Origin of the sequence: Staphylococcus sp. HMSC34C02, assembly GCF_001838705.1 — a bacterium.
Lineage (GTDB): Bacteria > Bacillota > Bacilli > Staphylococcales > Staphylococcaceae > Staphylococcus > Staphylococcus borealis.
In genome coordinates this window covers 18,011-29,016 of record NZ_KV838552.1, presented here as the reverse complement: position 1 = coordinate 29,016, position 11,006 = coordinate 18,011, and the positions used below count along the sequence as shown (strand labels likewise).

Annotated in this window: 13 protein-coding genes and 1 riboswitch; of the genes, 10 read left to right on the top strand and 3 right to left on the bottom strand. The window is 34.0% G+C overall.

The genetic code is table 11. The features are described from left to right. The first annotated feature begins 75 nt into the window (after positions 1–75). From HMPREF3239_RS00765 to fabZ, 3 genes are all read left to right on the top strand, one after another. Positions 76–309 (top strand): DUF1146 family protein, encoded by a 234-nt coding sequence (locus HMPREF3239_RS00765; protein WP_070854364.1) that lies wholly within the window; start codon positions 76–78, stop codon positions 307–309. 104 nt (positions 310–413) lie between these two features. After that, positions 414–1,679: a UDP-N-acetylglucosamine 1-carboxyvinyltransferase gene (gene murA / locus HMPREF3239_RS00760; protein WP_070854362.1), complete on the top strand. Its 1,266-nt coding sequence runs from the start codon at positions 414–416 to the stop codon at positions 1,677–1,679. 40 nt (positions 1,680–1,719) lie between these two features. After that, positions 1,720–2,157: a 3-hydroxyacyl-ACP dehydratase FabZ gene (fabZ, locus tag HMPREF3239_RS00755; RefSeq protein ID WP_016931213.1), complete on the top strand. Its 438-nt coding sequence runs from the start codon at positions 1,720–1,722 to the stop codon at positions 2,155–2,157. 66 nt (positions 2,158–2,223) lie between these two features. Here the strand turns inward: fabZ and HMPREF3239_RS00750 are convergent, their stop codons facing one another. After that, a complete protein-coding gene (locus HMPREF3239_RS00750; protein ID WP_053031178.1) occupies positions 2,224–2,667 on the bottom strand; it encodes a YwpF-like family protein in 444 nt (147 codons plus the stop codon). 187 nt (positions 2,668–2,854) lie between these two features. Here HMPREF3239_RS00750 and HMPREF3239_RS00745 point away from each other — a divergent pair, with 187 nt between their 5' ends. The 7 genes from HMPREF3239_RS00745 (at position 2,855) to yidC (ending at position 8,721) form a co-directional block, all read left to right on the top strand. Beyond that, the gene (locus HMPREF3239_RS00745) at positions 2,855–3,253 is read left to right on the top strand and encodes a single-stranded DNA-binding protein (protein WP_053031180.1); all 399 of its coding nucleotides are present in this window, start codon (positions 2,855–2,857) and stop codon (positions 3,251–3,253) included. Between the two features lie 344 nt (positions 3,254–3,597). Next, complete coding sequence (locus HMPREF3239_RS00740) at positions 3,598–4,305, top strand: transglycosylase family protein (protein WP_070854361.1); 708 nt, start codon at positions 3,598–3,600, stop codon at positions 4,303–4,305. 343 nt (positions 4,306–4,648) lie between these two features. Then, a riboswitch (TPP riboswitch) is annotated at positions 4,649–4,752 on the top strand. Positions 4,753–4,829: 77 nt separating this feature from the next. Next, a complete protein-coding gene (gene tenA, locus HMPREF3239_RS00735; protein ID WP_070854359.1) occupies positions 4,830–5,519 on the top strand; it encodes a thiaminase II in 690 nt (229 codons plus the stop codon). Continuing rightward, on the top strand, positions 5,512–6,333 hold the full coding sequence (thiD, locus tag HMPREF3239_RS00730; RefSeq protein WP_053031186.1) for a bifunctional hydroxymethylpyrimidine kinase/phosphomethylpyrimidine kinase: 822 nt from the start codon (positions 5,512–5,514) through the stop codon (positions 6,331–6,333). The genes tenA and thiD overlap by 8 nt, the downstream gene beginning before the upstream one ends. Continuing rightward, positions 6,326–7,117 (top strand): hydroxyethylthiazole kinase, encoded by a 792-nt coding sequence (gene thiM / locus HMPREF3239_RS00725; RefSeq protein WP_070854368.1) that lies wholly within the window; start codon positions 6,326–6,328, stop codon positions 7,115–7,117. The genes thiD and thiM overlap by 8 nt, the downstream gene beginning before the upstream one ends. Position 7,118: 1 nt before the next feature. Beyond that, entirely contained in the window at positions 7,119–7,757 is a 639-nt protein-coding gene (gene thiE / locus HMPREF3239_RS00720) for a thiamine phosphate synthase (protein ID WP_070854357.1), read from the top strand. An 88-nt stretch (positions 7,758–7,845) separates the two neighbouring features. After that, the gene (yidC, locus tag HMPREF3239_RS00715; RefSeq protein WP_070854356.1) at positions 7,846–8,721 is read left to right on the top strand and encodes a membrane protein insertase YidC; all 876 of its coding nucleotides are present in this window, start codon (positions 7,846–7,848) and stop codon (positions 8,719–8,721) included. Positions 8,722–8,795: 74 nt separating this feature from the next. Here the strand turns inward: yidC and HMPREF3239_RS00710 are convergent, their stop codons facing one another. Further along, complete coding sequence (locus tag HMPREF3239_RS00710) at positions 8,796–9,440, bottom strand: HD domain-containing protein (protein WP_070854355.1); 645 nt, start codon at positions 9,438–9,440, stop codon at positions 8,796–8,798. A 76-nt stretch (positions 9,441–9,516) separates the two neighbouring features. Beyond that, entirely contained in the window at positions 9,517–11,001 is a 1,485-nt protein-coding gene (gene cls, locus HMPREF3239_RS00705) for a cardiolipin synthase (RefSeq protein ID WP_053031194.1), read from the bottom strand. Positions 11,002–11,006 lie beyond the last annotated feature (5 nt).

The following is an 11,006-nucleotide window of genomic DNA, read 5'->3' as shown; positions in this document are numbered from 1 at the left end:
TTTAGTCATCAGTCCAATTTATTATAGAGCCTTTAATGTACAATATAGTACAGAAATCTAAAAGGAGAGAAAGTCATGGATTATATTGGACAGTTTGCGATCATACACTTGGTTTTACATGTTTTGTGTATATGTATAGCTTATTGGGCCTTAAACTCTCTCAAATTAGATCAAATTTTTAAAAAAGGTTACGCTACTCAAGTACAAGTATGTCTAATGTTTTTAGCCATCTTATTGGGTACAGCCGTAAGCAATTTTTTAATTGATTTATTACAATTTTCAACTCAAGTGAAATTTTTATTTCAATAATGAGATTATTGTAAATTCTTTTTAAAAATAGATATAATAAATAAATAATTGATTGAAAATCGGGAAATGAAGATAGTAATAGGAGTTTAAAGTGGAGGATTAATATGGATAAAATAGTAATTGAAGGTGGCAATCGCCTAACTGGAGAAGTTAAAGTTGAAGGAGCTAAGAATGCAGTATTACCAGTATTAACTGCGTCACTATTAGCTTCAGAAGGAAAAAGTAAACTTGTTAATGTACCAGATTTAAGCGATGTAGTAACGATAAACAATGTATTATCAACTTTAAATGCGAAAGTTGAATATAATAAAGAAGAAGGTGCAGTTACAGTAGATGCATCAACAACTTTAAAAGAAGAAGCCCCTTATGAGTATGTTAGTAAAATGCGAGCAAGCATCTTAGTTATGGGTCCTTTGTTAGCACGTTTAGGTCATGCTATCGTTGCATTACCAGGTGGCTGTGCAATCGGTGCTCGTCCAATAGAGCAACATATTAAAGGGTTTGAGGCATTAGGTGCAGAAATACATCTAGAGAATGGGAATATTTACGCTAGCACAAAAGACGGCTTGAAAGGTACAGACATTCATTTAGATTTCCCAAGTGTCGGTGCAACACAAAACATCATTATGGCAGCGTCACTTGCTAAAGGTAAAACAGTGATTGAAAATGTTGCCAAAGAGCCTGAAATTGTTGATTTAGCAAATTATATTAATGAAATGGGTGGTAAAGTAACCGGAGCAGGTACTGATACCATTACGATTCATGGTGTTGATAAGTTGAAAGGTGTAGAACATTCAATCATTCCTGACAGAATTGAAGCTGGTACTTTAATCATAGCAGCTGCTATTACGCGTGGTGATGTATTTGTTAGAGACGCAGTAAAAGAACATATGTCGAGTCTAATTTATAAACTTGAAGAAATGGGCGTTAATTTAGATTTCCAAGAAGATGGCGTTCGTGTTACGGCAGAGGGTGATCTTAAACCAGTTGATGTCAAAACACTTCCACACCCTGGGTTCCCAACAGATATGCAATCACAAATGATGGCGTTATTATTAACTGCTGAAGGACATAAAGTCATTACGGAAACTGTCTTTGAAAATAGATTCATGCATGTTGCAGAATTTAAGCGTATGAATGCAAATATTACTGTAGAAGGTAGAAGTGCTAAAATTCAAGGTAAGAGTCAATTGCAAGGTGCTCAAGTTAAAGCAACAGATTTAAGAGCAGCGGCAGCATTAATTTTAGCTGGCTTAGTAGCTGATGGTACAACTCAGGTTACAGAATTAAAACATTTAGACCGCGGTTATGTTAATTTCCATGAGAAATTAAAGTCATTAGGTGCTAATATTGAACGAGTAAATGATTAATCGTATACTCACTTTATAATACTTCTGGAGGACATACATTATGGAAACAATTTTCGATTATAATCAAATTAAGCAAATTATCCCACATAGACAACCATTTTTACTTATTGATCGTGTAGTTGAATATGAAGAGGGTAAGAGATGTGTTGGACTAAAACAAGTATCTGGTAATGAACCATTTTTCCAAGGGCACTTCCCAGATTATGCTGTTATGCCTGGTGTATTAATTACTGAAGCATTAGCACAAACAGGTGCTGTTGCTATGCTTAACAGCGAAGAGAATAAAGGAAAAATTGCATTGTTCGCTGGAATTGATAAATGTAGATTTAAAAAACAAGTAACGCCTGGTGATACGCTAATGTTAGAGGTAGAAATTACTAAAATCAAAGGTCCAATCGGAAAAGGTACAGCAAAGGCTACGGTAGATGGCCAACTCGCTTGTAGTTGTGAATTAACTTTCGCTATCCAAGATGCTTAAACCAAAACATCCTTTTATAATCAATATAAATAGGAGTGGAACATTGAAATGTGTTCCACTCCTGTTTTATTCTCTTTCAAATTTTTCTTCTTTTAGTTTAGGTTTAGATTGCATCATACGATTAAATGTTACTTTTAATTCTTCACCTGACAGTCCTTCATCAACTAATTGTTCTAATAAACTCTCTGCATAAACTTGTCGTAAGGTGTAAATATGACAATCTAATACAATTGACATTGTTGTTTCGAATTCAGAAATACTTCTGATTGTAGCATCAAAAAGTGCAGGATCATTCGAAGGGCGTGTTATCACGACTCTAATATCTAGTAGTGTTTGATCATCATAATATTTTTTCATCGTTTCATAGTGTGCATTTGAAATGACAACTTCTAGAAGCCAACCAGTACCACTATTTTCTTTATTGATGATTACACCATCTTCTAGCTCAAACTCAGTTATACCTCCATTTTCATTAACAATTTGAAAACGTACAGCTTTAAATGTCTTCACTTCATCACATCCCCAAAAAAATTAAAATTATGCAAAAAATGAAATTATCAATAATCTAATATGAGTTTTACAATTATTTTCTTTAAATATATCAAACTTTGAGTATTAATAGGAATAAAAATCTTAAAAATAGAATTTTGACGCCATAGTTATAAATGAATACTATAGTTGTAGAAGGAGGTGACACATGCTAAACAAGATTGTGATAGTAGGTCGGTTGACCAAAAAGGCACAAATATTTGAGAAAGAGGAGGTGAAGATAGCCACGTTCTGTGTTGCAACAGAACGTAATTATAAAGATGACAACAATGAAATAGCTTGTGATTATATATTTTGTAAAGCTTTTGGTAAAACAGCTACCAATATTGAATTGTATACTGATCAAGGCGCTTTAGTAGGTATTACTGGTCAAATGAGATCACGTAAATACGATAAAGAGGGCCAAACGCACTTTGTGACTGAATTATATGTTGAAACAATTAAATTTATGTCCCCCAAATCCAAAAATAATGATATTCTCCCTGACACCTCATTCAATGAAGACACTTATTCATACGATCACCTAGAAGTGATTGATATAAACTAATGTTCTATTAACTCCATCCCTATTTACTATAAATAACTTCTTTAATTATACTCATGGCCTCTCTTATATTATCAATTTTATAAGAGAGGTTCTTAAATTTTTTAGTGTAATTATCTGAAAGATTTCATTAGTATTACAAGAGATACGTATACATATCGCTACTCAAAACCGTCATGAAAGTCCATAACTAAAAAATAGAGTTACAGTACGTTTGTAATTTGGATGTAAAAAAGTACTGGCTTTTTTTATTTCACTGTAACCTACTATGGTTTTATGGATGTTAAAGTGTTACTTGTAAAATTTATTATTAAGACACAAACAAATCTAGGAGGATATATATAATTATGAAAAAGACAATTATTGCTTCATCATTAGCAGTAGGTTTAGGAGTAGTTGCTGGCAACGCTGGACACGCAGATGCTAGCGAAGCTCAAGTAAATAAAGCTGAATTAGCACAATTAGCACAATCAAATGATCAATCATTAAATAATAGCCCTATCCAAGAAGGTGCATATAACGTAACATTTGATTATGAAGGTTTCACTTATCATTTCGAATCAGATGGCACTAACTGGAGTTGGAACTATGCACAAACAGGCTTAGTTTCACCACAACAAGATGTTAGTGAACAAGCATCAGCTGCTACTAACCAAACTTCAGCTGAACAAGTAGCTTCTTCACAACAATCTAGTCAAGCTCAACCAACACAAGTACAACAAGCACCACAAACTGAACAAACACAACAACCACAAACTGAAGCTACAACTTCTAACTCAAGTGCTTCAAGTAACACTGCTTCAAGTGGTTCTTCTGTAAATGTAAACAGTCATTTACAACAAATTGCACAACGTGAATCAGGTGGCGACATTACTGCTATTAATCCAAGTTCAGGTGCAGCAGGTAAATATCAATTCTTACAATCAACTTGGGATTCAGTAGCACCTGCTCAATATAAAGGTGTATCACCAGCACAAGCACCAGAACATGTTCAAGATGCAGCTGCTGTTAAATTATATAACACTGCAGGTCCATCACAATGGGTAACTGCTTAAGTTAGCAATATAATAATATTAAATGAGTAGGCTGAGACATAATAAAGTGTCTCAGCCTATTTTATTGTTTTGATAGTAGATGACCGATTTGAAAATGCACTTAAATCAAGCTTTTTTCAGTTCTAGTCATCCTTGCGGGCGGGGCCCCAGCAAAGAGAACTTCATCAGAAATTCTACAAGCAAAGTAAGTTGGGAGTCGGGACCCCAGCAAAGAGACTTTCACTATTAATTGCTACAAGCAAAGTAAGCTAGGGAGAAAAATGAGTTTATATTATTTCTGTCCTCTCCCTATCTGTTTTATTTGATAAATCCTAATCAATTTGATATCGTTGAATTAATAAGATAATGCTACTAGGGGAGCCATTGCTAATGGCTGAGATGAATAAATTCAGACCCTTATAACCTGATTTGGTTAATGCCAACGTAGGAAAGTAGTAATGTATATGTTATGTTCTCTTTATTGAATGATAGCTACATTTCTACGTTGAAATGTAGCATTTTTTAATTTTAAGGAGGATAATAATATGACATTTTCAACTGAGATTAAAGAGGCTTCACAACCTATTATTGAAGATATCTATAATGATGGGTTTATTCAAGACCTTTTAAAAGGGAAGTTAGACGCTCAAGCAGTACGTCAATATTTAAGAGCGGATGCATCATATTTAAAAGAATTTACAAATTTGTATGCACTTCTTATCCCAAAAGCACCAACAATGAAAGATGTTAAATTTTTAGTTGAACAAATTGAATTTATGCTAGATGGTGAAGTTGAGGCACATGAAATTTTAGCAGATTACATTAATGAACCTTATGAAGAAATTGTTAAAGAAAAAGTATGGCCTCCAAGCGGTGATCATTACATTAAACATATGTATTATCATGCCTATGCACATGAGAATGCGGCGTATACAATAGCTGCAATGGCACCATGCCCTTATGTATATGAAGTTGTAGCTAAAATGGCATTAGAGGATCAAAATCTAAATAGAGATTCTGTAACTGCAAAATGGTTTGATTTCTATAGTACAGAAATGCGTCCATTAATAGAAGTATTTGATAATTTATTAGATGAATTAACAGCAAATTGTACAGAACAAGAAAAGCATGATATTAAAGAAAGTTTCTTACAAAGTACGATACATGAACGTAATTTCTTTAATATGGCTTATACTAACGAACAATGGAACTTCGGAGGCGACAAAAATGCATAAACCCAAAATCGCTTTAACAATCGCGGGAACTGATCCATCCGGTGGCGCTGGTGTAATGGCCGATTTAAAATCATTTCATGCCTGTGGTGTCTACGGCATGGCAGCTATTACAAGTATCGTTGCACAAAATACTAAAGGGGTACAACATATCCATAATCTTGAGACAAGTTGGGTTCAAGAACAATTAGATAGCGTCTTCAATGACGAATTACCACACGCTATTAAAACAGGTATGATTGCGACTCATGAAACAATGGCGTTAATTCAACATTATTTGAGACAACATTCAGATATTCCATACGTTATCGATCCAGTCATGTTAGCTAAGAGTGGCGATTCGTTAATGGATGATGAAACCAAGAAACATTTACAGAATACATTACTACCTTTAGCAGATGTCGTCACGCCTAATATTCCTGAAGCAGAGGAAATAACAGGCATTAAAATAGACACGGAAGAAAATATTCGTAAAGCAGGCAATATCTTTATTAATGAAATAGGCAGTAAAGGCGTTGTCATAAAAGGTGGACACTCTGCTGATTTAAACAATGCTAAAGACTTCTTATTTACTAAGGATGATGTGTATACCTTTGAAGATCAACGCTTTGACACTAAACATACGCACGGAACTGGATGTACATTCTCAGCGGTGATTACAGCAGAACTGGCTAAAGGTAAATCTATCTATGAAGCGGTTAAAAAAGCGAAGAAATTCATTTCATTGAGTATTCAATATACGCCAGAAATTGGTCAAGGTAGAGGACCGGTAAACCATTTTGCATATATGAAGAAGGTTGGATTAGATGATGAATAATTTGGAACGTTTAAGACAAGAGAATCCTTTAGTTGTCTGTTATACAAATGATGTCGTGAAAAACTTTACGGCAAATGGATTACTTAGCATTGGTGCTAGTCCAGCAATGAGTGAAGCACCTGAAGAAGCGGAAGAATTTTATAAAGTTGCAGGGGCGTTACTTATTAATATTGGTACGATGACTAAGGCAAATGAACAAGATATTTTGGAAATAGGTAAAATAGCGAATCAACAAGGAACACCCATTGTATTTGATCCAGTAGCAGTTGGTGCTTCTTCGTATCGCAAAGCATTTTGCCAAAAATTCTTATCAGAAGTGAAAGTATCAGTTATTAAAGGTAATGCTTCTGAAATTTTAACGTTAGTAGATGCAACAACAACGATGAAAGGTACGGATGGTGAAACTGACTTAGACGTTGTTGAAATAGCTAAGCGTGCCCATGAGAAATTGAATACAGCCATCGTGTTAACTGGTAAAGATGATGTTATTGTCCAAAATAATAAAGTGGTGAAGTTATCTAATGGGTCACCATTATTAGCTAAGATTACTGGTGCTGGATGCTTACTTGGGGGCATTGTAGCAAGTTTCTTATTTAGAGAAGAAACGCCATCTCTACAAGTATTAGAAGAAGCGGTTAGCATCTATAATATTGCTGCTGAACGCGCTGAACAAGATCAACAAGTAAATGGACCGGGTTCATTTTTATCTAAATTATTAGATCAAATGTATGTCATTGATTTTAATACCTACCAACAACAAGTCAAAAGACAAGAGGTGGAATAAAATGTTTAATCCTTCACGATTAAATGTTTATTTTATTTGCGGTACACAAGATATTCCAGAGGGAAAAGATATTAGAGAAATAGTGAAGCATGCCTTAAATGCCGGTATCACGCTTTTTCAATTTCGTGAAAAAGGACCAACGTCATTAGACGGTGCTGATAAAGAAAATTTAGCAATTGAGTTATTAAATTTATGTCATGAATATCATGTACCGTTTATTGTAAATGACGATGTTGATTTAGCTGAAAAAATAAATGCAGACGGTATTCATGTAGGGCAAGATGATGAAAATGTGAAGTCATTTGCTAAGCGGTTCGAAAATAAAATCATAGGACTTAGCATTGGCAACGAGGAAGAATATAATCAATCCGATTTAGATCATGTTGATTATATTGGTGTTGGACCGATGTTTGCAACAATTTCTAAAAATGATGCGAGTGCATCAGTAGGTCCCGCTATGATTGCCACATTAAAAAAGATCAATCCTTCGTTACCTATGGTTGCAATTGGAGGTATAACAGAAGACAATATTGAACCAATTGCTCAAAATGGTGCAGATGGTGTTTCAGTTATTTCGGCGATTGCACGTAGTCATAATATTGACAAGACTGTTACTAAAATGCAAAGTTATTTCAAATAAATAAGAAAATTTTTCTTTTTTTGTTTTCTAGTACACGGTTACTATGATAAAATAATCCCTATGTGAATATATCAATAGAGGTGTAAAAATGAAGAAGAAAGCGTTACTACCTTTGTTATTAGGGGTAATGGTCTTTTTAGCCGGGTGTGATTATTCAAAATCTAGTAATAGAGATGGATTTTTCTATAATACATTCGTAGAACCAATGGCTAGAGTTTTACATTGGTTAGGCCATTCAGTATTTAATGATGATTACGGTATTGCAATTATCGTATTAGTTTTAGTAATTCGTGTTATCTTGTTACCATTCATGTTATCAAACTATAAAAATAGTCATATGATGCGTGAAAAAATGAAAGTTGCTAAGCCAGAAGTTGATGGTGTGCAAGAAAAAGTTAAACGTGCACGAACTCAAGAAGAGAAAATGACAGCAAACCAAGAAATGATGGAAGTTTATAAGAAATACGATATTAATCCAATGAAGAGTGCATTAGGCTGTTTACCAGTATTAATTCAAATGCCAGTTGTTATGGGATTATACTTCGTATTACGTTACCGTATTGGTGGCGGAATTGCAGAACATCCACACTTCTTATGGTTCAATTTAGTTCATCCTGATATTTGGATTACTATTATTGCCGGTGTGCTTTACTTTATCCAAGCTTGGGTATCAAGTAAACAAATGCCTCAAGAACAACGTCAAATGACTTACATGATGATGATTGTATCACCAATTATGATCATCTGGATTTCATTAAGTTCGGCGTCAGCTTTAGGTCTATATTGGTCTGTCAGTGCGGCATTCTTAATTGTTCAAACTTACTTCGCCAATATGTACTATGAAAAAGTTGCTCAAAGAGAAGTTGCGCCAATGATTGAAAAATTTGAGGAAAATAATGGTAACTCAAATAAAAAAGGTAAAAACACTCAAGTTGTTTCTAAGAATAATAAAAAGAAAAAGTAAATAGCTTAATCAATGCTATATCATAGAAAAGGTCGATACCCTGGAAAGAGGTATCGACCTTTTTGTTATAGCATTTAATCAATATGCCATTCTTTATAAAATTGTGTTAAAAACTGTTCCATAAATGCATGTCTTTCTTCAGCCAGTTGTCTACCAGTTTTGGTAAGCATTAATGCTTTTAATTTTAACAACTTATCATAAAAATGACGTATAGCAGAAGGGTCCAAATTTGAAATGCTATCTGTATTTGGTAGTCCACTATGTGGTGATTCTGTCCACATAGGTTCATTAAAATGGCCTGCAAATTGAAAAGTTCTTGCAATACCAATTGCACCAATAGCATCCAATCGGTCAGCATCCCTTACAATTTGTCCTTCTATTGAAAGAGCTACCTCATTATTGCGCCCATTTCTATAACTCATATGTTCAATAATATAAATGATTGATCGTTGCTGCGTAGGTGTCACTTCAATATGTTCTAAAAATGTTTTAAGTTGATTTAATGCAATTGCTTTATCTGTTAATTTATCATCGATGACATCATGTAGTAAGGCAGATAACGTGATAATTAAGTAGTCACCCTGTTGTTCGTTTTTAGCAATGATTTGCGCTAACGACGTTACACGTTCCACATGCGCAATATCGTGACCAGAATAATCGCTTATATGAAACTCTTTCATATAATTATACGCTAACTTTATTTGCTGTTGTACTTTCATGTTACGCTCCTTATTAAATTAACTTGTACGTATTTACAGTAATAATTGTAAATATGCTGACAACTATTAAAGACATTTATAAAATAGGTGAAAGTAATTGAGATATGCCTTCTTTGAATTTAATCCATAAACTTCGTTTATTATATAATTCCTCAGTAAGTTGATAAGAGACTTTCATATCCTGAATAAATGCTTCTTTCAATTGAGTTGCAATCGTCTCATCATAAACAAATGCATTCACTTCGAAATTTAGTGTGAAACTACGATTATCCATATTGGCTGTGCCTACTGATGCGATTTCATCATCAATAATTAAAGTTTTAGAATGTAAGAATCCATTATCATAATGATAAATTTTAACGCCAGCTGATAGTAGGGAAGCTGCATTTTTCAATGTAGCCCAATAAACGAAAGGATGATCCGGTTTATTAGGTATCATGATATTGACCTCCACACCACCTAAGGCTGCTATTTTAATTGCATCGATAAATGCTTGATCAGGTATAAAATAAGGTGATTGAATGTATATAGAATGTTTTGCGGAAGATATCATTTTTAAGTAACCATATTTGATTTGTTCCCAATCTTCATCAGGACCACTTGACGCAATTTGTACGCCAATTGTTCCACCTGAGTCTACATCTGGAAAATAGCTATCTTTATATTCGATTGAATCACGATTGGATTGTGAATTCCAATCCAATATAAATCTAAGTTGCAGTGCGTTAACAGAATCGCCCTCTAATCTTAAGTGGGTGTCTCGCCAATAGCCAAACTTTTTATCTTTACCCAAATATTCATCACCGACATTGAACCCTCCTACATAACCAATTTTGCCATCAATAATAACGATTTTTCTATGGTTTCGGTTATTCATACGGAGATTGATGAGGGGAAGTTTAGAGGGAAAGAATGATTCCACATGTCCACCTTTTTGACGAAAATGTTTTAAATCTTTTTTTCTTAAAGTTCTTGAACCCATATCATCGTATAACATTTTAACTTCTAAGCCTTCATCAAGTTTATCCTCAAGTGCTGAGAGAATTTGACGGCCTAGTCCATCACTTTTAAAAATGTAGTACTGAATATGTATATAGTCTTGTGCATTTTTAATATCATTAAGTAATGCATCAAATTTAGCATGACCATCCGTATATATTTTGATGCGATTATCTGTCGTTAAGAACGCAGCATTGTTAAAAAGTAACATGCGTACCATTTCTTTAAACTTAACAATTTGATGATTACCTTTTGAGAAATCGTCACTTTCTAACGCTTCAATTTGTTCATCCACAATCATAGCAAGGCCTTTGCGGTCTTCTTTTTTCAATTTGAAAATGCGATTGCGCTGAATTTGGCGTCCTAATAGTAAATACAATATAAATCCAATGATTGGTAAAAATACTAAAACGAGGAGCCAAGCCCATATAGAGCCAGCACTGCGACGTTCCATAAAGATAATAACAAATGCAAAAATTAAGTTTAATATAAAGGCAGCAATTAATATGATATTAATAATCAATGAGGAATGCGTGAAAGACATTGAATATATTTCTACCATAGTAC

Bases quoted from the DNA above. Each gene is read 5' to 3' on its own strand.
- HMPREF3239_RS00745 (WP_053031180.1), top strand. From the start codon at position 2,855: ATGCTAAACAAGATTGTGATAGTAGGTCGGTTGACCAAAAAGGCACAA.
- cls (WP_053031194.1), bottom strand. From the start codon at position 11,001: ATGGTAGAAATATATTCAATGTCTTTCACGCATTCCTCATTGATTATT.
- thiM (WP_070854368.1), top strand. From the start codon at position 6,326: ATGAATAATTTGGAACGTTTAAGACAAGAGAATCCTTTAGTTGTCTGT.
- HMPREF3239_RS00710 (WP_070854355.1), bottom strand. From the start codon at position 9,440: ATGAAAGTACAACAGCAAATAAAGTTAGCGTATAATTATATGAAAGAG.
- yidC (WP_070854356.1), top strand. From the start codon at position 7,846: ATGAAGAAGAAAGCGTTACTACCTTTGTTATTAGGGGTAATGGTCTTT.
- tenA (WP_070854359.1), top strand. From the start codon at position 4,830: ATGACATTTTCAACTGAGATTAAAGAGGCTTCACAACCTATTATTGAA.
- HMPREF3239_RS00740 (WP_070854361.1), top strand. From the start codon at position 3,598: ATGAAAAAGACAATTATTGCTTCATCATTAGCAGTAGGTTTAGGAGTA.
- HMPREF3239_RS00765 (WP_070854364.1), top strand. From the start codon at position 76: ATGGATTATATTGGACAGTTTGCGATCATACACTTGGTTTTACATGTT.
- thiD (WP_053031186.1), top strand. From the start codon at position 5,512: ATGCATAAACCCAAAATCGCTTTAACAATCGCGGGAACTGATCCATCC.
- fabZ (WP_016931213.1), top strand. From the start codon at position 1,720: ATGGAAACAATTTTCGATTATAATCAAATTAAGCAAATTATCCCACAT.
- murA (WP_070854362.1), top strand. From the start codon at position 414: ATGGATAAAATAGTAATTGAAGGTGGCAATCGCCTAACTGGAGAAGTT.
- thiE (WP_070854357.1), top strand. From the start codon at position 7,119: ATGTTTAATCCTTCACGATTAAATGTTTATTTTATTTGCGGTACACAA.